At 53.8% G+C, this 22,865-nt stretch carries 16 protein-coding genes; 12 read left to right on the top strand and 4 right to left on the bottom strand.

The genetic code is table 11. The annotated features are described in order from the left end of the window. Window positions 1-3 precede the first annotated feature (3 nt). The 8 genes from BMW93_RS28650 to BMW93_RS28685 all read left to right on the top strand — a co-directional run bounded on the left by BMW93_RS28650 (window position 4) and on the right by BMW93_RS28685 (window position 12,455). Entirely contained in the window at window positions 4-4,389 is a 4,386-nt protein-coding gene (locus BMW93_RS28650) for a type I polyketide synthase (RefSeq protein WP_090384619.1), read from the top strand. After that, window positions 4,377-4,676, top strand: coding sequence for a hypothetical protein (locus BMW93_RS28655; RefSeq protein ID WP_090384621.1), 300 nt, complete (start codon window positions 4,377-4,379; stop codon window positions 4,674-4,676). The genes BMW93_RS28650 and BMW93_RS28655 overlap by 13 nt, the downstream gene beginning before the upstream one ends. Further along, window positions 4,667-5,446 carry an alpha/beta fold hydrolase gene (locus BMW93_RS28660; protein WP_090384624.1) on the top strand — a complete coding sequence of 260 codons (780 nt, stop codon included), beginning with the start codon at window positions 4,667-4,669 and terminating at the stop codon, window positions 5,444-5,446. The genes BMW93_RS28655 and BMW93_RS28660 overlap by 10 nt, the downstream gene beginning before the upstream one ends. 767 nt (window positions 5,447-6,213) lie before the next feature. Then, window positions 6,214-7,410 (top strand): glycosyltransferase, encoded by a 1,197-nt coding sequence (locus tag BMW93_RS35750; RefSeq protein ID WP_090384626.1) that lies wholly within the window; start codon window positions 6,214-6,216, stop codon window positions 7,408-7,410. Next, the gene (locus BMW93_RS35755; protein ID WP_090384628.1) at window positions 7,403-8,605 is read left to right on the top strand and encodes a glycosyltransferase; all 1,203 of its coding nucleotides are present in this window, start codon (window positions 7,403-7,405) and stop codon (window positions 8,603-8,605) included. Before BMW93_RS35750 ends, BMW93_RS35755 begins: the two co-directional genes overlap by 8 nt. Window positions 8,606-8,608: 3 nt before the next feature. Further along, window positions 8,609-9,904, top strand: a complete 1,296-nt coding sequence (locus BMW93_RS28675) for a condensation domain-containing protein (RefSeq protein ID WP_090384630.1) — start codon at window positions 8,609-8,611, stop codon at window positions 9,902-9,904. Beyond that, window positions 9,901-11,187, top strand: coding sequence for a condensation domain-containing protein (locus tag BMW93_RS28680; protein WP_090384633.1), 1,287 nt, complete (start codon window positions 9,901-9,903; stop codon window positions 11,185-11,187). The genes BMW93_RS28675 and BMW93_RS28680 overlap by 4 nt, the downstream gene beginning before the upstream one ends. Further along, window positions 11,184-12,455: a condensation domain-containing protein gene (locus BMW93_RS28685; RefSeq protein WP_090384636.1), complete on the top strand. Its 1,272-nt coding sequence runs from the start codon at window positions 11,184-11,186 to the stop codon at window positions 12,453-12,455. The genes BMW93_RS28680 and BMW93_RS28685 overlap by 4 nt, the downstream gene beginning before the upstream one ends. On the opposite strand, the gene BMW93_RS28690 is transcribed toward BMW93_RS28685, so the two are convergent. Together BMW93_RS28690 and BMW93_RS28695 are read right to left on the bottom strand one after the other, a co-directional pair. Then, the gene (locus tag BMW93_RS28690; protein WP_090384639.1) at window positions 12,452-14,209 is read right to left on the bottom strand and encodes an ABC transporter ATP-binding protein; all 1,758 of its coding nucleotides are present in this window, start codon (window positions 14,207-14,209) and stop codon (window positions 12,452-12,454) included. The genes BMW93_RS28685 and BMW93_RS28690 overlap by 4 nt on opposite strands. Then, window positions 14,193-15,938, bottom strand: a complete 1,746-nt coding sequence (locus tag BMW93_RS28695) for an ABC transporter ATP-binding protein (protein ID WP_090384641.1) — start codon at window positions 15,936-15,938, stop codon at window positions 14,193-14,195. Before BMW93_RS28695 ends, BMW93_RS28690 begins: the two co-directional genes overlap by 17 nt. A 118-nt stretch (window positions 15,939-16,056) precedes the next feature. Here BMW93_RS28695 and BMW93_RS28700 point away from each other — a divergent pair, with 118 nt between their 5' ends. Further along, entirely contained in the window at window positions 16,057-17,565 is a 1,509-nt protein-coding gene (locus tag BMW93_RS28700; protein ID WP_090384644.1) for an arylsulfatase, read from the top strand. Between the two features lie 137 nt (window positions 17,566-17,702). After that, window positions 17,703-19,112 (top strand): dihydrolipoyl dehydrogenase, encoded by a 1,410-nt coding sequence (lpdA, locus tag BMW93_RS28705; RefSeq protein WP_090384648.1) that lies wholly within the window; start codon window positions 17,703-17,705, stop codon window positions 19,110-19,112. Between the two features lie 30 nt (window positions 19,113-19,142). Here lpdA and BMW93_RS28710 read toward each other — a convergent pair whose 3' ends face one another. After that, entirely contained in the window at window positions 19,143-20,126 is a 984-nt protein-coding gene (locus BMW93_RS28710) for an NAD(P)-dependent oxidoreductase (RefSeq protein WP_090384650.1), read from the bottom strand. A gap of 89 nt (window positions 20,127-20,215) precedes the next feature. Between BMW93_RS28710 and BMW93_RS28715 the strand changes: the two genes are divergently transcribed. Next, window positions 20,216-21,193: an AraC family transcriptional regulator gene (locus BMW93_RS28715; RefSeq protein WP_090384652.1), complete on the top strand. Its 978-nt coding sequence runs from the start codon at window positions 20,216-20,218 to the stop codon at window positions 21,191-21,193. A gap of 2 nt (window positions 21,194-21,195) precedes the next feature. Here BMW93_RS28715 and BMW93_RS28720 read toward each other — a convergent pair whose 3' ends face one another. Further along, window positions 21,196-22,113 carry a cation diffusion facilitator family transporter gene (locus BMW93_RS28720; protein WP_090384822.1) on the bottom strand — a complete coding sequence of 306 codons (918 nt, stop codon included), beginning with the start codon at window positions 22,111-22,113 and terminating at the stop codon, window positions 21,196-21,198. A 200-nt stretch (window positions 22,114-22,313) separates the two neighbouring features. Here BMW93_RS28720 and BMW93_RS28725 point away from each other — a divergent pair, with 200 nt between their 5' ends. Continuing rightward, a complete protein-coding gene (locus tag BMW93_RS28725) occupies window positions 22,314-22,850 on the top strand; it encodes a hypothetical protein (RefSeq protein WP_090384655.1) in 537 nt (178 codons plus the stop codon). Window positions 22,851-22,865 lie beyond the last annotated feature (15 nt).

Genomic DNA, 22,865 nt, shown 5'->3' on the forward strand with positions numbered 1-22,865 from the left:
ATCATGAAAAGAAATGCAGATATAGCCATTATCGGTATGTCGGGTATTTTTCCGGGAGCGGGCGACCTGAACGCCTTCTGGGAAAATATCCGTACCGGCGTGGATGCCATCGAAACCGTGCCCGAAAGCCGGATGGGCAGCCTGTTTTTTGAAGAAAACGGCAGTGCAACGGCCACACACCAGGCTGTGGACCGGTTTTACTGCCGCCGCGGCGGGTTTATTGACGACTACGCCGAGTTCGACCCGATCCAGTTCGGCATTCTGCCGCTGGCCGTGGAAGGTACCGAGCCGGAGCAGCTGCTTACGCTCAGCCTGGCGCATAAAGCGTTGGTAGACGCCCGCGCATTCAGCAATGGTGCCAATTTTGCTAAAACGGGCATTATCATCGGTAAAGGCAATTACACAGGTCCGGGCGCTACACGTGCGATCGAGATCGTGCGTACGGGCCAGCAGATCGTGGAAGTACTGCAAAGCATTCTCCCCGATCTCAAAAGCGAAGATTTAGAGAAGATTAAGGCTGAATTCCAGCAGAAAAAAGGGCGCTTCTCCGCGGATACGGCCATGGGATTGATCCCTAACCTTACGGCCTCCCTCGTAGCGAACCGCCTCGACCTGGGCGGTACCGCCTATACTTTGGATGCAGCCTGCGCGAGTTCGCTGCTCGCGATCGACCACGCGGTGCAGGAACTGAACTCCGGCCGGGCCGATATGATGATCGCCGGCGGCGTGCATGCCTGCCAGAATGCCCCTTTTTGGAGCATATTCCACCAGTTGGGCGCATTGTCCAAAAATCAGCAAATCAGGCCCTTCGACCAGCGTGCCGACGGCCTGCTCATCGGCGAAGGTTGTGGTTTTGTGGTATTAAAAAGACTTTCCGACGCGCTGGCCAACGGCGACCGCATTTATGCCGTGGTCCAGGGCGTAGGCGTATCGAGCGACGGCGCGGGCGCGAGCGTGATGAGCCCCACCGTGCACGGGCAGGTGAAAGCCATCCGGCAGGCCTGGGACATGGCCGGTATCAGCACCGACCAGATCGGCTACCTCGAAGCACACGGTACCGGCACGCCGCTCGGCGATAAAACCGAACTCGAAACGCTTGCGAGCGTATTCGGGCCGCAAAATGGCGGTACGAAAGCGGGTATTGGTTCCGTAAAATCGATGATCGGGCATGCAATGCCCGCGGCGGGCATTGCGGGGGTAATTAAAACCGTACTCGCATTATACCACGGTCAGCTGCCCCCTACCCTGCATTGCGAGGAGCCGGTGGAAGCATTGGCCGACACACGTTTTGAACCTGTAAAACGCCTTACCGACTGGCAGCAGTCGGGTTTGCCGCGCTATGCGGGTGTGAATGCATTCGGATTTGGCGGGATTAATGCGCACGTTGTCCTGGAAGGCTGGGACAAAAGCCCACGCAATCAAACCAAAAATGCAGTTGAAAATAGCGCAAATGTCCCACCTCGCGATGAAGTTTTACTGCTCGCACGTCCGACACACGAGGCGTTACTGACGGCATTACAAACAGGCGAGAAAGAAACCGGCGCCGGCAACTACCGCGTGGCCGTTTTCGAACCGACGCCCGAACGCATTGCCAAGGCCATTAAAATAGTTACTAAAAACAATATCTGGCGGAACAAACAGGACATATGGTATACCAACGAACCCCTGCTTGCCAACGGCGGCAAAACCGCATTCCTCTTCCCCGGCCTCGATGGTCTCGCGGGCGGGGAAATCGACAGCGTGGCGGATTATTTCAACCTCCCACGCTTCGAAGCCGGCGAAACGAGCGAAGAGCAATCGGTTTTCAACACGGCCATGAAGCTACTGGAAAAGAGCAGGATACTTGACTCGGCCATCAAGAAACTGGGTATAAAACCCGATATGAATGCCGGCCACAGCCTTGGCGAATGGCTTGCGGGACGTTCATCCGGACTGGCGTCGGAGGCGTCGGTCCTACAACTGCTCACACGGCTCAACCCGGAGCTTTTTGAAGTAAAAAACACCAAATTCCTGGCGGTAGGCTGCGGTTATGACCAGTTGAAACCATGGCTGGAAGGCAAGGAAGATATTTACTTATCCATCGATAACTGTCCGCAGCAGGTGATCCTCTGCGGTACGATTGAGGCGGTCGAAGACTTCTCGGCCATTCTGCGTGCGCATCAAATCTTCCATCAGCAGCTCCCGTTCCAGTCCGGCTTCCACTCACCTTTTGTGAAGGATAAGCTGGACCGGATACTGGACGGGCTCGAAACGATGGAGTTCCAGCCCACGACTATTCCGCTATGGTCGGCCACAACGCTGGATGTTTACCCGGAATCATTCGATGAAATCCGCTCGCTGAGTGTGGAGCATCTCGTAAAACCGGTGCGCTTCCGTGAGCTGATCGGCAAACTTCACACCCAGGGCGTACGCATGTTCGTACAGGTAGGCTCGGGCGGGCTCGTGGGTTTTGTGGACGATACATTAAAAGGCCAGCCGTACAGCGCCATCGCCTCGAACGTACCAATCCGCGGCGGGTTGCAGCAGATTCAGCGTGTGATGGCTGCATTGTTTGTGGAAGGAAAAGTGATTGACCTCGCATTCATGGGGATCGAAACGCAGCAGGCTTCGCAGCGCAAACCGATGAAGCTCCAACTCGGCTCGCCATTCGTGACGCAGCTCGATGCTTTGAAGAAAATCACCTTCTCCCAACCGAAAAAAGAACTTGCGCTGGACGATCTGGCCAATCCGGTCATGCGGGCATTAAGCTCGAACCTAGATGAAATCGCTTGGGTACAGGCCGAAATAGCAGGGCTGATCCGCAATCGGCCTATGGTGCCGCCTGCCGCCCGGAATACAGTTCAGCCGGGCGTGCCAAACGGGATTCAGCCGGATCGTTTCAAGCACCAAATACAACATCAGCCGCCGCAGGATCGCCTGCCGCAGGATCGCCCGCCGCAGGATCGCCTGCCTTTCAAAAAGCAGCTCGACATTTCCCTGCAAAACAGCCCGTGGCTGATCGACCATTCGCTCCTCAAACAAAAGCCCAACTGGCATTGCGTGGAGGATATGGACCCCGTGATCCCGATGACGATGATTTTCGAGGTTTTCGGCGACATTGCCCGCGAGCAGGCGCCCGGGCTACGCGTGCGGAAGATCATGGCGATCAAGGTATTCCAATGGATGAATGTGGTAGAACCGTTCCGCGAAACCGTTACCGGCGAGTGGAAAAGCCCCGACCGGGTTTACCTCGATCTTGACAAATATGCCAATGCGGAAGTGTTGCTCTCGGAAACGAAAGGCGTGCCCGAAACCAATGGCTACGACATCGGTGAATCGCTCGGTATCAACATTACACCCGGGCAGATCTACCGCGAAAATATGTTCCACGGCCCCGCTTACCAGGGCATCCGGGAGGTAGTAAGTGTTTCTCAAAACGGCATTACAGGCCTCATTTCCGGTGACGCGGGCAAAGGTTCCTTGCTCGATAATGCCGGACAGCTCTTCGGCCTCTGGCTGCAACTCACGCTGACCAAAGACCGTATCGCATTTCCGGTGAAGATCAATGAGGTGGAATTTTATGGCGAAATGGAAGATCAGGAAGGCATTTTCGAATGCACCTGCCGTCTTATCGAACTTACCGAAGATACCGCTACCGCCGATTTCATCCTCAAACGCGACGGAAAAGTATGGTCTATCATCCGCGGCTGGCAGAACCGCCGCCTGGAAATCGACGACAAGCTCTGGAACGTCTCGATGGCCCCGTTACAAAACGTGTTGTCCGACGAAGTGGCGCCCGGGGTGTTCCTGTTCCGCAATGCGTATCAGCGCGTTGTTTCATGGGATTTTATATTAAAAAGATATTTCAACCAGCCCGAAAAACGGTATCAACGGGGGTTAATGCCTAACAAAAAGAAGGAATGGATGATCAGCCGGGTGGCCGCGAAGGACGCCACGCGCATGCTCCTGCTGCGCGAACGTAAGGAGGCATACTTCCCGATCGAATTTGAAATACGGTCGGATGAGGTGGGCAAGCCGTTCCTCGACGGATCTATGACGGGCGGCATCCATATTTCGCTTGCGCACAAAAACCTGGAAGCAGTCGCGATTGCCAGTGAAAAGGGCCCGGTAGGGATCGACATCGAAGAAATACAGCCTCGGAGCGCGGGCTTTACGGAGATCGTGTTCACACCTGCCGAACTGGCGCTGCTGGCAGGCCGCGACCAGGACGAATGGATGACGCGGTGCTGGGTGGCGAAGGAGGCATTCGGCAAAATGCTCGGAAAAGGACTGATGGGCAACCCGAAAGTCTATCAAATTGAGGAGATTAAAGAGAATGCATTACGCATTCAGGATACATGGATCAATACTATCAAACATTTTAATTACATCATCGGATGGACCAACTGATACAGGACTACAAGCTGGGCAAAGAGGAGATTTTTGAAACCCTGAACCAATTCATCACCGAGGTGATCGGCGAGGAATTTGTGGAGGAAATGGATATTACCCCTGCCAGCTCTTTTACCAAAGACCTTGAAATGGACAGCATTGAGATCGTCGCATTCTCGGAAAAAGTCAAAAACCATTTCGGCTCCAACATCGATTTCACGGGCTGGCTGTCGAATATGGATTTGGACGAAATCATTCAGCTGAAACTCGAAAACATCATCAATTACATTCAGGAATGCCAATAATCAACCTGCCGAATGTCCGCCTGCACGTACAGGAACTGAATCCCGAAGGCCAGGAAACGATCATCATGGTCCACGGGATGTTCAGCAACCTGGCTGTGTACTATTTTAATATCGCCCCCCTGCTCGCGAAGCATTTCCGCGTAGTGCTGTTCGATATGAAGGGCCATGGCATGAGCGAAAAAGTACCCACCGGCTACGACCTCACTTCGATGACCAACGACCTCCGCGACCTGATGGACGCGCTGGGCATCGGACAGGCACACCTGGCGGGTTACAGCTACGGCGGTCTCGTGGCGCTGAAAATGGCAACCCGTTTCCCGGATCGCGTCGGCAAGCTGGCCATCATCGAAGGCCCCGACCCCAGCGAGCAGGAAACGCTCACGATCATCGACACGTACAGCAGGGAGTTTCTGATCCATTACATCGAAAACTTCGCGGACACGACGCGCCTGCTCGCGGGCAAGCGGCAGTTGGAGAAAAACCACCGGATGTATGAGTTTCTGTTCAATGAAACTTCCATCCGATCGGATATGGAGGCGGAAAAGGCCTTTTTCAATGATCCGGCGGTGGCCGCTATTGCGCACGAGACGCTACTGATCTACGGAGAAGAATCCAACTGCGTGCCCTCGGGCCGCACGCTGGCTTCGAGAATCCCGAATGCAACGCTCGTGCTGGCGCCGGGCGATCACAACATACCGGTACAGCAACCGGAGGTAATTGGAAAGGAGCTCGAAAAGTTTCTCGAAGCGGCTTCTTTACCCGTCGGCTGAAGCCGACGGTAATAGATAGGCGAGATGGGAGTTTATGAGGAGGTGATTGTGGCTGACGCGCTGGCCTGCTTTGGCTAAAGCCATGCGTGTGGGGTGCACGAGTGGCCCCAGGCTGAAGCCTGGGGTTGGGTCGAGGCGACGGTGCACAGTGCCAGTATGCTACGCAGTCTCATCCCGATCGATACACTAACCCAAGGCTTCAGCCTGGGTTGGGCAGAGGCGACGGTGCACAGTGCCAGTATCCTACGCAGTCTCATCCCGATCGATACACTAACCCAAGGCTTCAGCCTGGGGATGGGCAGAGGCGACGATGTATAGCACCAGGACGCTACGCACACTCAGCCAGATCGATACACTACCCCAAGCTTCAGCCTGGGGGTGGGCAGATGCGACGATGCATAGCACCAGGACGCTACGCACACTCGTCCAGATCGATACACTAACCCCAGGCTTCAGCCTGGGGGCGGGCAGAGGCGACGATGCACAGCACCAGGACGCTACGCACACTCGTCCAGATCGATACACTTAACCCAGTCTTCAGCCTGGGGGTTGGGCAGAAGCGACGATGCACAGCGCCAGGACGCTACGCACCTTCAGCCCGATCGATACACTTAACCCCAGGCTTCAGCCTGGGGGTGGGCAGAGGCGACGATGCACAGCACCAGGACGCTACGCACACTCGTCCCGATCGATACACTAACCCCAGGCTTCAGCCTGGGGGCCGATGCAAGACAGCACGACGACACATAACATACAAGACAGACAACATGCCCAAATACGCCTTCATCGTCCCGCCACTCACCGGCCATATCAACCCGACGCTCAGCGTAGGCGCGGAGTTACTGGCATTGGGGCACGAGGTGGCGTGGATCAGCCTGGACGAACAGTTACAGTCCAAACTGCCCACCGGCGGCCAGTTGCTGGTGATCCGCTACGACCAGGACGATTCCGAAAAGCAGGCCAACGCCGAATACCTCGATATCATTACCAAAAAGAATGTGTACGGCATCGAGAGCATCAAGTTCCTGTACGAAGAAGTGCTCGTGCCGCTGAACCGCTACATGTTCGACGGCATGATGCAGCTCCTGCAAGGCTGGCAGCCCGACGTTGTGATTAACGACCACCAGGTTTTTGCGGGCGGTATGGCCGCGCATTTGCTCGATATTCCTTACGCTACTTCGGTAACCGCCCCGGCAGCCGTGAAGATGATGGAAGATCTGCCCAAAATCCATGAATGGGAGTTGAAACAGATCATCGGCTTGCAAAAGGAACTCGGTATCGAAGGCGAAAAATCGCTCGCGACTTCCGAATTGCTGACACTCGTTTTCACTTCCAGGGAATTTTTTGGGGAGATGGAGTTGCCGGCTTATTACCGCTTCCCGGGACCGGTGATCAGCAACCGCATTGCCGATATTCCTTTCGATTGGGCAAAATTAAAGGCCCAAACCGTTCCCAGAATCCTGATTTCCATTGGCACCACATTCGATCACCAGTTCAAAAAGGACTTCTTTGCCAAGGTGATCGAGGCATTCGGTGACGAGGAGGTGTTTGTAGTAGTGGTTTCGGACGAAACGTTATTCGATTCCTGGCCTGCGAATTTTTTGGTACAACCACGCGTACCGCAGCTCGAACTCCTGCCCTACCTCGACGGCGTAGTGTGCCATGCCGGCCATAATACCATTTCCGAGGCATTATCGAACGGGTTACCACTCGTGGTGATCCCGATCGCCTACGACCAGTCGCACGTAGCCGGGCGCGTGGTCGCTAACGGGTGCGGAGTGCGGCTCAATTTCAACCGTTTCAAAGCGCCGCACCTCAAAAATGCGGTCAATGATATATTAAATGATCCGGGTTACCGGCTCGCGGCGCGACGCATCCAGGCCTCTTTCGAGCAGGCTGGCGGCACCCGAACTGCGGCTCAGTGGCTCGGCCAGATACCCGTTAATGTCTTCCAGAATGGCTAAATTCCTTTTTGTAGTACCCCCTTTTTTCGGACACATCAGTCCTACGCTCAGCGTCGGCGCGAGCCTCATCGCCAATGGTCATGAAGTGGCGTGGACGGGCCTGATCCCCCTTGCCGACAAGCACATTCCCGAAGGCGGGCGCTACATCCTGCCCGAAGCGGAACTCGCGCCGCATCAGGACGAGATCGCCCGCATCCTGAAACGCCAGGACGACGGCCCTTCGCTCTCCGGTCCCGAAGTGATGAAACTCGCTTTGGAAGAGACCTATATCCCTTTCGCGCGCATCATGGTGCCGGGCGTATCGCGCGTGGCAGACGATTTCCAGCCCGACGTGATCGTGAACGACTGCATTACCTTTGCGGGTGCATTGGTGGCGCATCTCAAAGGCATCCCCTGCGTAACCACGACGCCCGTACCGCCCGATGTGATGGGCGATACGGCCAACTCCGCGCCCAGGATTTTCGAATGGCAGCAGAACCTGATCAAAGGGCTGCAACGCGAGCTGGGCATTTACGCCGACGAGTTTGTGATCCACTCGCACCAGATGAACATCGTGTTCACTTCCAAAGAGTTTGCCGGGTTCCCGGAGCCGGAACCGCATATGAAGTTTGTGGGGCCGGTTAAGGGTCGTCCCAATGACACCCCGTTCGATTGGGAGCGTCTCGACAAAGCCACTACACCCAAAGTATTTGTGTCGCTGGGCACATTGCTGGTCGATATACGTAAGGAATTCTTTTTGAAACTGATCGAAGCATTCGGTAACGAGCCGATTACGATCGTAGCAGCAACCGACCCGTCGGTGATCGACGAATGGCCGGAGAATTTTATCGTACAAGACTTTGTACCTCAGGCAGATATTATTCCAAAAATGGATGCGGTGATTTGCCACGGCGGGTTCAATACCGTGAACGACACGTTCATGAACGGCCTGCCGATGCTTATTACCCCTATTGCCTACGACCATTTCCATACCGCCGCATTGATCGAAAATGCAGGTTGCGGCATTAAAGTAAGGTATAAAAGGCTGCGTGTGGCCGATGTAAAAAACGCCATGCGGGAATTACTGGAAAATCCGCAGTACCGGACGGCAGCACAGCACATCCGCGACACCTTCAGTGCAGCCGGCGGCAATGCGAAAGCCGTTTCATTGCTCGAAGATTTTGCGGTAGCCAACCGTATCACCGAAAACGCCTGACCGATGAAACGAAACCTGCTTTTCCTCGAAAGGGTGCTCTTCGGCGACGGTACCGAACCGTTTCACGGGGTTTACGCACTGAAAATCAACGGTGCGATCGACCACGCCATGCTCGTCCGCGCGCTCGCCCGCTTGCAGGAAAAGTATGCGATGCTGCGTACGGCTATCGCTACCGATACGCTTGGACGCCCCTATTTCCATACGCCGCCCTCGACACCTCAAATTCCGCTCAGGCTCGTGGAACGAACGGGCGACGACGACTGGAACCGCGAGACCGTGCACGAGCTGGGTACCTCGTTCAACATCGCCAACGGCCCGCTATTCCGCATTACCTGGATACGCTCGGCAGACGTTTCGGATATGATCATGGCATTTCACCACTGCATGTGCGACGGCGGATCGGGCGTAGCGCTCCTTTCCGACCTGCTGACATTGCTCGATGATCCACAGGCTGAAATCGGTAAGGCTCCGGCATTTCAAAGCATTCGGGAGCTGATACCGGCGGGAATATTGAACAATGGCCGAAATCGCTTCAAGGCAAAGTTTGCAGCCTCGCTGGTGCATGCAGGACTGGCATTAGGTTCATTGTTTATATCAACAAAAAGGAAACCGGCACCTCGTTCGAACGACTACCTGATTAACTGGAAACTGGGCACAGAACCATCCAGGGCGTTGTTTGCCCATTGTAAAACGGAAGGTGTGACGGTCAACACGGCCATCGGGCTCGCATTAATGGAGGCTTTCAAGTATGTAAATAGCGGCGCGGCACACGGCAAAGCTACTTGCCCGGTGGATATCCGCCGCTATATGCCCGAGGTGAAGCGCGATATGCTCTTTTCGTATGGATTAGCTTTGAATATCAGTCTGGCACAATCGATCGGAAGCGGTTTTTGGGAAAAAGCCAAAGCGCTGCAAACGCACGTTTCCAAGCAAATGGCGAAGCTGGACCCCTATGAATTTACCATGATCATGGAGGCTTCGCACGGTTCGGTACACAAGTTGCGCCGGTTCCTGACCTATGCCAAAGTGGGCAACGATTTTATGTTTTCGAACATGGGTAAACTCGATATTCCTGCCCATTACCGGAATTTCACAGTCGAAACGATTTACAGCCCGACGGTCATCGGCCCGTTTGCGAACCCTAATACGATCATTACCACCACTTTTAATGGCCAAATGGATTTTTCATTTGTTTCCAACGAGGATTTCATGCCCCGCGAAACGGCTGTGCAAATCCGCGAAAAAGCCATGGAAATCCTCTTTGAAACCGTGGCCATACCAGATTCTGTGCGTTTATGAAAAGAAGGACGGGTTTTCTGGAAGCATCGATGTACGCGGGCAGGGACACGCCGGTGAATGTTTTGTTTCCGGTTAAAATCGAGGGAGAATTGGAGGAAACTGCTTTGATCAACGCATTGCAGAAAATCCAGCAAAAACACCCATTCCTGAACGTTACCATGGAAACCGATGGAGCCGGAATCCCCTGGTACGTAACACCTGACCCGATTTTGCCCATTCCGCTACGGATCGCCGACCGGCACTCGGAAGAAACCTGGCTCGATGAAGCGGAAACCGAATGGGGCACGCCATTTAACCAACCGAATGCTCCCCTGGCTCGCCTGACCTGGGTACGTTCCGAAACCGTTTCGGAACTCCTCGTGGTATGCCACCATTGCATCGGCGACGCCACGTCCAGCATGGCCATTATGCGCGAATTGCTCGAATGCCTGGCCGATCCCGCCATCGAGTTGCAGCCCTATCCGTCCTATTCACCCGAAAACCTGGTACCCGCGGCCGTCAGGCGAAATATCCTCAACCGATTGGCCGCCCGGTCGATCGCCGGCATTACCCGGCTGTTCCTGTTGGCGGTTTCCGGCATGAAAGAGGTAGTGAAGGATCGCTTTTACACCATTCGCTGGAAGCTGAGCGAGGAAGAAACGGCTACCTTGCTATCGGTTTGCAAACAAGAAGACATTCACCTCAACACCGCACTGATCCTGGTCTTCATGCGTGCGTTCGAGCGCGCAGCTAATGTGCGCACTAGCGGCAAAATGTTTGCGTCCGTGGATATGCGCCGGTTTTTGCCCGAAATACACAAAGACCAAATGTTCCCGTTTCCGTCGATGGTAGGCCTTGACACGCCGAAGGACAAGACCGGTTTCCGCGAGCAGGCCAATGCGTTGAAGGAACGTTTGCACAAACAAATCGCCCGGACCGACGCCGCCAGGCTCCTGCTTTTCAGCGAATACCTGACACCATTATATCCGCGCAGCATCCGATATGCCAAAGCCGGAAAAGGCGCCCACGACTTCGCATTCGCCAACATCGGCCGCATTCCCCTGAACGAAACTTACGGATCGATCGCGGTTGCCGAGGTGTATTGCCCCCTGTCAAGGTTCCCGATGGGCAACCCCTCGAAAGTGTCGGTATCGACATTTCGCGGCCGCATGGATTTCGCATTTCACTCCGAAGAAAAATACATTGCCCGCCAGGACGCCGATTTCATCATCGGCACGGCGATGCAACTGCTCCGAAAGCATTTAATGGAACCTAAACCCGTTACTACTCAGGATTTGAAATGAACAGACCTATGATTGTCGGCGAGCGCATTATGTACGCCGATGGCCTCGCGCCGGTTAATTGCGTTTTTAATGCGACTGTTGAAGGACATTTTTCCGAACAACAGATCGGAAATGCGCTTGCAAAAATCCAAAACCGGCATCCATTACTACACTCGAATGTAAATAGAAATGAGACAAATGTCCCTGTATTTGTGACCAATCCGGATATTTCCCCTATCCCAATCGACATTATTGAGCGGACATCCGACATTCATTGGGAGGAAGTAAGTCTTTCGGAATGGGAGCGGCAGTTTAACCTTGAAAAAGAGCCCCCCGCCCGACTGATATGGCTGAGATCCGAAACGGTTTCCGATCTGATGCTCGTATGTCCGCATTGCGTGTGTGATGGTTCCGGTTTCGTCACGCTCATGCGTGAGTTGCTCCTCCTGCTCGACGATCCCGAAATGGAACTGGAACCGTACGAGGGCTTCCAATCGGTAGATTCCCTCGTTCCGGCCTCGATCCGAAACAGCCGCGCGATCCATTGGAAAGGAAAGCTCTTCTCGACGCTGGCAAAGGGCCTTTTCGCTATTCTGAACCCGAAACCGGCTCCGCGCGAAGGCAGCTACTACCTGCTCACGCACACGCTCGACAAGGAATCAACCACGGCGCTGGTCAAAAAATGCAAGGCTGAAAAAACGACCATTCAGGCGGCATTGTGCACGGCTTCGTTGCTCGCGCACCAATCTGTAAAGGGAAAAGCGTCCCGGAACAAGGTCATCAGCCCCGTCGACATCCGGCGTTACCTGCCTGCCATCGGCCGCGATCACCTGTTTGCATTCGCCCCTATTGTGGAGCTCTCGCTGAGCAAGAAAGGCGAGCAAACCGATTTCTGGCCGGAAACCCGCAAAATGAAAGAAGCGCTCGTCGAAAAGGCCGAAAACGTCAACGCCGCCGAAATGATGTTCATAACCGAATATTTCCACAGCTCCACCGGCGCATTGCTCAGGCATATGCGCTCCACCAAAGGCAGTCACGACATTACCATTTCCAATATGGGTGTGCTGGATATTCCGGCAAGTCACAACAACTTCACCGTCAGGGCCATACACAGCCCATCCGTGGGGTTCCCCTGGCGCAATCCTAACACCCTGGTAGTAAGTACCTTCGCCGGCAGAATGGATTTCTCCTTCTGTTCGCATGAAAGCTTTTTATCCATTATCGATGCCGAGAAGATTTGCCGGGAAGCGATGTGGGTCTTGTTGGAAGGATTCCCCGTAACCGCCTAACTCACCCTATTCCCCTTCAACAACATCCCCATTGCGTCGCCTAATGACCCGGCGCGGTTGACTTCGCCGGAGTTGACGAAGAAGATTTCGTCGGCGCTTTCGATGGTGTTGAGGCGGTGGGCGATGATGACTTGCGTGGTCGATTCGGGGAGCTGTTTCAGGATGTCGCCGAGGAGCTTTTCGGTGACGGTATCGATGTTGGCGGTGGCTTCGTCGAGGATCAGGAGCTCGGGGCTGCGCAGGACGGCGCGCATGAATGCGATGAGTTGTTTCTGTCCCAGGCTCGTGCTGTCGCTGGTGGCCGAGACTTTCGTTTCCAGCCGGTCTTCAAACAATGCAAGTATTTCTCCAAGATTGGCGCTGCGGATCACCTGTTCCAGTTTGTCGTTGGAGTATTCCTTCAACTGCTCGTTGCCGTAAAGAATATTTTCGCGGATCGTGCCCGAAAACAGGAATGGTTCCTGCAAAATAAATCCGATTTTACGGCTGCGTTCCTCGGGCGTGTAGGTACGAATGTCGCGGCCGTCGAGCAGCACGGTACCCTCGCGCGGGTCGTACAGGCGTGCGATGAGCGAGGCCGTGGTGGTTTTGCCGCCGCCGGTCGGGCCGATCAGTGCATAGGTCTTGCCGCGTTCGAGTTTGAAATTGACCTGGTGGAGGATTTCACGGCTGTCGTAGCCGAAACGCACGTCGCGGAATTCCAGTAGTGCGCCATCCGCCTCACGGGAGGTTTCGGTCACGGGTACAAGGTCGGTTTCCAATGCAAGGATCTGCGAAATACGGTCCCAGCCGGCCATCGCCACCTGAAAACTGGTCCACAATGCCGCCAGCTGCCGCAGAGGGTTGTAAAAATTGACGGCATAGGCCAGGTAACTCACTAGTAACCCCACGCTGAACTCGCCGGCGCTGATCAGGTGGATGCCGTAGGTGAGCACAATCAGCTGCGCGATATTGGAAAAGAAAGAATAGGTGGGCAGGAAAATGTTGTTGGCAAGCCCTGCGCGGATGGCCGTGCGGTAGTTTTCCAGATTAGCCAACTGAAAACGCTGCCTGAAATAGTCGCGCCGGTTGAATGCGATCACGACTTTGAAATTATTCAGGCTTTCCTGTATTTCCGCGCTCAGCGCACCGGTAGTTTTGAGGTTTTTGGCATTAGTAGCCTTCACCCAGGGCGAAAGTACGACCGTAAAAATCAGGATCAGCACGGCAGGTGCCAATGCGGCGGAACCCAGTTTCAGGTTAATCACCATTAAAAAAATCCCCGCGCCGAGCATGGTAAAAATACTGCCCACAAACTGCATCAGCGACTGCGAAAAGAACTGGTTCAGCTTGTCGGTATCATTATTGACACGCGAAATGAGGTCACCGGCTTTGTTCTGATTAAAAAACGCGACCGGAAGCTGTTGTAACTTGTTGAAAATGGCATTTCTGAGCGTAAACAACAGCCGCTGACCTACGCCACCCATCAATTTCGTCTGGGTATAGGCCGTAGCGAGGCCGAGCAAATACATCGCCAGCAAAATACCGCCGAAAACGAGCAGCCCGTGAAACTGCTTCGTCACCACGTACCGGTCGATCGCATGCCCGACCAGGTACGGACCGAACAGGTTCACGGCTGTGTTCAATGTAATCGCCCCCAGCGCCAGGGCCAGGTTGCCGCGTTCGTGTGCGATCAGTTTCAGCAACTTCCTGAGCGCCTTCCACGTGGAGGTTTTCTGCTGCTCCTCCGAAAGTTTGTTAAGATCGTAGTTCATAGTTGCTGGTGCTTTGTTGCGAATTGAAAATCTGCACGTACTCGGGGCTCGTCAGCATCAGCTCGTCATGTGTGCCGCAACCGATCAGCTCCCCTTCCATGAGCACCGCGATCTGGTCATAATGCTCGATAGCCGCGATTTTCTGCGTGACGGAAATCAATGTAATGTCCGGGTAGTTCTGCGCTACATTCGCGAGGATTTTCTTTTCGGTCGTATTGTCCACCCGCGCCGTGAAATCGTCGAGCAGGAGTATTTTCGGGTTCATGGCCAATGCCCGCGCAAGCATAATGCGCTGCTTCTGCCCGCCGGAAAGGCTCGCACCGCGCTCGGAAACTATGGTATCCAGGCCGTCGGGCAGGGTTTCGATGAATGCGGCCAGCTCCGAGGTGTCGATGGCCTTTTGTAAAGATTCGTTCGTCACCGTCGTGCTGAATGCGATGTTTTCGCGGATACTCATATTAAAAATGATACTATCCTGAAAAACGAAGCCGACCTGGCGGTGGAACGACTCGCTATCGTAGTAATCGATCGGATGGCCGTCGAAGGTAATGCTGCCCTCCTGCGGCTGGATAAGGCCGGTGAGCAGGTATAGCAACTGCGTTTTCCCGGCAGCCGTCGGGCCGATCACGGCAATGCGCGAACCTGCATCGATAGATAAACTAACCTCTTTCAACGCCGGTTTTTCGCCGTAGCGGACCGTTACCTGCTCCAAAGCGATACTCCCACGCAAAATTTCCGTCGAAGCACCCGCTTCCACGGGGTCGGCAATATTCAGAACGGTCGAAATGCGCTCGTAGGAAGCGGTGGCCTGTACGATCACATTGCTCATAAAACCAATGACGAGGATCGGGAAAATGAGGATGCCCAGGTAGCTGTTGAATGCCGCGAAACTTCCCAAAGTCATGTCGCCCTCGATCACAAAATGGCCGCCGAGCACCAGGATCGTGAGCATCGAAACGTTGGCCGTAAACGTTATGACCGGAATAAGCCCGGCGAACAGGCTCAGGATTGCCAGTCCGAAGCCCTTTGCTTTGGTATTCGCTTCCAGGAATTTGGCATATTCGAGTTGCTGGGAGTTGACGACGCGTATCAATGCGGAGCCCAGGATGCTTTCGTTGATAATCTTGTTCAGCCAGTCAATCACTTCGCGGCTTTGTACAAACAATGTGCGGACTTTCTTCAAAGTAATGGCAAACATTCCTCCGATAATGGGAATGATCGCCAGGACCGTCAATGCCAGTTTCCAGTTGATAGTCAATAGTAATACACTCGCGCCGATAATGAGGAATATGGAAGAAACGATTGCTACAATGGCTTGCGACACAAACATTTTGATCGAATCAATGTCGGCCGTAAGATTGGTGAGCAACTTCGCGGCGGTTGTTTCCTCTATAAATGCATGACTTTGTTTCGATATCTTGTCCGCAAGCCTCGTCCGCAAATCGCGGGCTACTTTTTCGGACGCATAAGTCTGGATAATGCTTTGCAGATAGGCAAACACGAATATAAAGATCACCGCGCCGGTGAACTCGGTCAGGATGGCGTTCAGGTCAAACCGTTTGAGGGTGAAATCATCGATCCCGTCGGCCACCAGCTTGGGCAGCCACAGGTTAATGCCGTTGCTCAGCAATGCGAACAGCAACAGCATGATGATCAACCCCTTGTATGGAGCCAGTAAGCTGAATATGCCCGGCTGCTTGGGCTTTCCGGGATTGGCTTTTTCAGACATATGGGTTTAGTATTAAATGCGCCGACAAATATAGCAAGGTATATTTTCGAATCACTCCCCGTTACCATGGTTAAATTTTGGTTAAATTCCCGCCCATCCGAACCCAAACCACACCTTAATGAGACTCCTGAGCCTTTTTTTACTCGCATTATCGGTTACCCACGCCGCCACGGCCCAAAAAGCCAAATCCTCCCTGCCGAATATCATTTACATCTACGCCGACGACCTCGGTTACGGTGAACTGGGCTGTTACGGTCAGCAAAAGATCCAGACGCCCAACCTCGACCGCCTCGCCCGCGAGGGTATCCGCTTCACGCAGCATTACACCGGTACGCCCGTGTGTGCGCCCGCACGTGCGATGCTCATGACGGGCAAGCATGCGGGGCATTCGGCGATCCGCGGGAATTTCGAGCTGGGCACATTCCGCGACGACGAGGAACGCGGGCAAATGCCATTACCCGCTTCCGAACTCACCGTGGCCGAGCTCCTCAAACGGAAAGGTTATGCCACCGCCCTCACGGGCAAATGGGGCATGGGCATGGCCAACACCGAAGGTACGCCCTCCAAGCAAGGCTTCGATTACTATTACGGCTACCTCGACCAGAAACAGGCCCATAACCTCTACCCGTCGCATTTGTGGGAAAACGACCGCTGGGATACGCTGGCCCAGCCCTGGCAGGACGTACACCGCAAGCTCGACCCCGCCACAGCCACCGACGCCGATTTCAATGCATTCAAAGGCAAGGAATATGCCCCCGCAAAAATGACTGAAAAGGCGCTGGCGTTTATCGAACGGAGCAAAGACGGGCCGTTTTTCCTGTATATGCCTTACACGATCCCGCACGTGTCATTGCAAGCGCCGGACGCGTACGTGAAGAAATACATCGGGCAGTTCGACGAGAAGCCCTATTACGGCGAGAAAGGTTACGCGTCCACGAAATATCCGCTGTCGACCTACGCGGCGATGATCACCTATCTGGATGATCAGGTAGGTATTATTTTGGATAAACTGCGTGCGCTGGGCTTGGACGAAAACACCATAGTCATGTTCAGCAGCGATAATGGCGCCACTTTCAATGGTGGCGTAAATGCGCAATTCTTTAACAGCGTGGCGGGTTTGCGCGGCTTGAAAATGGACGTTTACGAAGGAGGTATCCGCGAGCCGTTCATCGCCCGCTGGCCCGGAAAGATCAAGCCGGGACGCGTCACCGACCACATTTCCGCCCAGTATGACCTTTTAGCCACATTAGCGGAACTGACAGGTCAGCCCGTTCCTCCTACCGACGGCATTTCCTTTTTACCGGAACTATCAGGACAAACCAACCGGCAGAAAAAGCACCCCTACCTCTATTTCGAATACCCCGAAAAAGGCGGCCAGATCGCCATCCGCATGGGCGACTGGAAGGCCGTCAAAACCGACCTCCGCAAGAATCCCGGCAACCCCTGGCAGCTCTTCAACCTGAAAGAAGACCGCAGTGAAACTACCGACCTCGCTGCGAAACACCCGGATATTTTGAAAAAGCTGGATGACATTATGAGGAAGGAGCATCAGGAGCCTGCGAATGCGGCGTGGCAGTTTGTAATGCCGGTGATTGCGGCGAGTCGACACCCGGCCGCCGACCGCTGACGGGCGAAAGTATGCTTGTGCGGGAGTTTCGTCCAACATCAACCCGCACCCTACCATTGAAAGTAACGCCCGGAAACATTACATTAGGCGCGAATTGAAACATCATCACTCATTACTGCCAAGAATATCCATTTACCATGATCAACCAGGACTATGATCTGATCGTTATCGGCTCCGGGCCGGGCGGTTACACGGCGGCCATCCGGGCCTCCCAACTGGGCTACAAAACGGCCATTATCGAAAAGTACAACAGCCTCGGCGGCACCTGTACCAATGTGGGCTGCATTCCCGCCAAGGCATTACTCGACGGCTCCGAGCATTACCACGACGCCGAAACGCGTTTCGCGAACTTTGGTATCCAGGTAACAGGGCTTTCCCTGGATGTAAAGCAGTTTTTCGGGCGCAAAAGTGAGGTCGTGTCGCAAAATGTGGCGGGCATCAACTTCCTGATGAAGAAAAACAAGATCGCTGTCATTTACGGTACCGCCCGGTTCGTATCCGACGACCGCATTGCCGTGAAAGCCTCAGATGGCTCCGAGCAGGAGTATCAAAGCAAATACACGATCATCGCGACGGGCTCGAAACCTATCTCACTGCCGAATGCGGCGATCGACAAGCAGCGCATTATTTCCTCCACCGAGGCATTGTCGCTGAACGAAATCCCGGCCACAATGTCGGTGATCGGCGGCGGGGTGATCGGCGTGGAAATGGCGTCGGTGTATGCGCGCCTGGGTACCAAAGTGACGATCATCGAGTACGCGGCCAACCTCGTTCCGACCATGGACAAGGAACTGACCACCGAACTGAAAAAGATCCTTGCCAAATCGGGCATTGATATTCTGCTCAGCCAGCGCGTCGACTCGGCCGTGAGCGACGGTAAAAAAGTGACCGTCAAATACACCGGCGCCGACGAAAAACAGCAAGAAATCACGACCGATTATTGCATGGTAGCAGTGGGCAGGAAGCCTTATACCGAAGGCCTGGGCCTTGAAAACACCTCGATTCAAAAAGACGACCGCGGCCGGATCGTAACCAATGCAGGCTTCCAGACATCCGTACCGAACGTGTACGCCATCGGGGACGTCATTAAAGGACCCATGCTCGCCCACAAAGCCGAAGATGAAGCAATCGCGACAGTGGAAGGTATCCATGGGCATCCGCACACGATCAATTACGATCGCATTCCGGGTGTCGTGTACAGCTGGCCGGAGGTAGCAAGCGTAGGGCTTACCGAAGAACAGCTCAAAGAACAGGGCATTCCTTATAACAAAGGTAAATTCCCGTTTTCCGCAAGTGGTCGCGGACGCGCGGCGGGCGACACTTCCGGCTTTGCCAAAGTGCTTTCCGATCCGAAATATGGTGAAGTACTGGGCGTGCACATCATCGGCGCCCGCGCCGCAGACCTTATTGCCCAGGCTGTGACGATCATGGAGTATGAAATTACGGATCTGGCGTCAGCAACCATTTCCTACGCCCACCCGACTTATGCCGAGGCGTTGAAAGAAGCGTTCCTGGCGGCTTCGGGGCGTGGTGCTTTGAATATGTGAGAAATGGCGCGAAGCCCCTGCTTCGCGCCATCACTCAACAGGAAACGGCCCTTCCCCGAATTCCTCATCATGATACCCCTTACTGCCGACTTCTCGCGCGAGCGGGCTCCGAAAATCTGTGCCTTCCCGCAGGCACCTTAGTACATGCGCGAAATCATACTCCGGCTCCCACCCCAGCTCGCGCCGCGCCCGCGCATTCACATACACGCGATCGAATTCCGGGAAAAATTTCCATCCTTTTGCCTCGAATAACCCCTCACTTTCCGGGTACAGCGAACGGATAACGGCCGATGCATCAGTATGTAACTGCCCCAGGTGGGAAGTGGCGAATGGTGTGGTGGCCGAGATAATGTATTTGCCGAAACCGATCGTTCCGGCTTTTTCCATGGCTAACAAATGCGCCGAAACGGCGTCGGCAATGTCCACGCGGCGGTAAAGCAGTTCCAGGGCCTGCACATTGGGCGTTTCATAACGCTGTCGCGTTTCCGCATTGTCGTCGTCTTCGGGAAAGAAACGCGAGGTGCGGAGAATGAGCACGGGCAGTTTGTCTTTCCGGTGAAACAGCTCGCAAAGGCTTTCCGCTGCCAGTTTGGTGACGCTGTAAATATTTTTGGGCTGCGGCATTACTTCCTCGGTAATCCACGCGGCCGGTTCGCCTTTGGCCGGGTTCATCGCCGCGCCGAAAGTGCTTGTAGTACTGGTAAACAAAAAGGCCGAAACTCCATTCAGAACGGCTTCTTCCAGCAGGTTGAGCGTGCCGGTGATATTCGTATCGACGAAATCCTGCTTGCTGTGCGTCGCCACATGCGGCTTGTGCAGGGTAGCCGTGTGAATGACGGTACGGATACCGCGTATGGCTGTTTTGACAAAATTCCTGTCGGCAATATCACCCACCAGATCGGTGTACGCCGAATGTTTGATGTCTACACCCGTCGCCTGTGCTCCCTGCGCGCGGAGCGTACGCATGAGGGCCTCGCCCAAATGCCCCGCACTGCCTGTTACCAGAATACTCATAACTGTTTCAAATCCATTTCCCGGCAAAGGTAGGTGCCGCCGGTTTTGAAAAATATTGGGATAGCCGATAAAAACATTGAAATTTGCGCATGGCCTATATCATTGATAATGAATCATACAGGGAGATCGCGGGCAGAAAATTCATTTCGGAGCCTTCGGTGGATACCTTCGAGCACGACGCGCCGCGAATACCTTTCGTGAATCACCGTGTGAAGAATATCTATGCCCGCAATTTCGGGATTATCTGTTTCCAGGCCGATTTTTTACAGGATATGCAAATCCGGGGCATGAAAAGCGACCCGCATATCAGCCTGCATTTCCAGCTTACGGGCCATTCCAATGCACATTTCCGCGATATTCCCGGCGATCACCCGCTGCGGCCGGCCGAGTACAATATCTATTATTCCGAAAACTTTGATTCCGACATTTACTACAACCGCCAGAAAGGCTTTGAATACCTGGCATTAATCCTCAAAAAAGAGCATCTGCTGCAATTCCTGCAACAAAACGGCAGCCCGGTTAAGTCGCTCGAAAAGGCTTTGGAAAACGGGCAACCGCTGGCGCTTTTCGGAAAAGCGGCGCCGGTTAATGCCGAAATGCATTCGGTACTCCACCGGATATTGCATGCACCGGTCGCCGACGATCTTTCGGAAATGTATTTAAATGGTAAAATCCTCGAACTGCTTGCGCTGCAATTGCAGCAATACCGGCAGGAGCAACAGGCCGCGAATACGCATTCCGGCATCGAACGCCAGCTTGCCGAAATTTATGAATACCTCAACACGCATTTCCTGACGACGCATTCCCTGGAAGATGTTGCAGCCAATTTGCGCCTTTCGGAACGTCAGATCCGCGAAGGTTTTAAATGGAAATACAATACCAGCGTGTACGAACTGATCCATGAAAAACGGATGCTGCACGCACGCGAGTTGCTGCTCGATTCCGGTTTGACAGCCGACGAAGTGGCGGAGGTCGTCGGATATTCTACGGGCAGTAATTTTATCCAGGCGTTTAAGAGAAAATTCGGCATTACGCCCAAGCAAATGCAATTAGGCCGACGGCGCTAGGCTCAAATCATCCATTTGCGCTCGGTAGTGAAGGAAATGTTGAGCCACATCTTGTAATCTCCCCGGATCCGCTCGTACAGTTCCTGCCTGATCGCGTCGAGTTCCTTCACCTGCGTATGCGCGAGCGCTTCGGGTAACAGAAAATCGATTTCGATGGTGTAGCTGCTACCGGTTTTAGCCACGCGCACGTACTCGTCGATGAAACCGTAATGCTTTGAAATGGCTTCCGCTTCCTGATGAATCTTTTCCTCCACCTCGTCGTCGGGCGCGAATTGGAGCAGTTCGCGGATATTTTTCCAGAACGTCCGGACGGGAATGCGCAGAAAAAGCATGGAAATAATGATGACCATCCCGGGATCGAGGTACGGAATGAGATAGGCCAGCGACGTTCCTTGCAGAAAGTACCCCAGCGACAATACCACAAGCACACCCGTACTCAGCAATGCGTCGAGCTGCCATTCGGTGGCCTCAATGCGCACGTATTCCGACCGGATTTGCAGCGCCATTCTCCGGAAATAGAGCCAGAGTAAAAAACAGCCGATAATGGAGGCGATCAGATAAGGTAATGCAATGTCCAGCTCCACCAGCTTGCCGCCACTGATAATATCCATCACCGACGTAGCGAGCGAGTACAAACAAAGGAAAATAATCACCGCCGACTGCAGCGTCATCGAAAACGGCTCGAATTGCGCGCGCCCGAACGGCAGGTCGTCGTCATCTGGCTTGCGAACGAAGTTGTTCACCAGCAGCGACACGCCCGACAGGCTGATCCCGACCATCGAAAAAAGGGCGTCGAAAATAATGGATTTGGAATCGCCGAGTATCCCGACGATAATGGCCCAGATCGTAAATACCGACCCGGTAACGATCGAAAGCTTGATCAACCGCCGCTCCCTGAGCCGTTTTTGTCTTTCATTCATAAAACCAGGCAACCGCAGGATAACACGCAATCACCCTTAATAAGTTAGAAAGACCTAGGAAGGAAAGCAAGTTCCGGGGAGGGTGTTATCAATTTGTGAAGATTCCACTCGCTAACTATTTGTCGTAGAATGCTTTTGTAACTGACTTTCAATCAGTAGATTTAAGAAACCACGTTTTAACCACTCTAAAATCGATCAAAATGAAACAAAGAGGCATCTCAAAGGCCGTATTTGGCTTTACTACTGTCGCAGCTGTAATTGCGGGTTATTTTCTTGGTAAAAAAGAAAAAGATGGTGAAAAAGATGTGCTAAGCAAAAACCCGCATAAGTCGTTTGCAGGAAGGGAGCAAATTATCGAACTTGAAATAGCCAGGGGATATCATTGTGCTTTTTTGAAACATCTGGACTGGCTCAAAGCGAAGAAAGATCTTGCAGAGTATGAAAAATTCGTGGAGTTGCTTAGGCATCCAATTGACATCGACAACGCGAAAGGCGACTTCAAGAAAATTTTTAAGCAGAGTAAAATCGCTGGCCTGCGAATGTATCCCGGACTTAAAGGAGATATATTTACTCCCATATTCATTGGAACAAAAAGTGATCTGTCTGATCTGATAGAAGTAACTGTCGATGGCAAGGAGACAGCGCTTGTGCAGGACAATAACCGTCCATGCAATCCATGCCGTTATGGGACATTTGACAAAAAGCTTCCCTGCAAAGACCCCGCCCCTCACTCGTGACATTTCCGTTTCCAC

Origin of the sequence: Dyadobacter sp. SG02 (assembly GCF_900109045.1) — a bacterium.
GTDB lineage: Bacteria > Bacteroidota > Bacteroidia > Cytophagales > Spirosomataceae > Dyadobacter.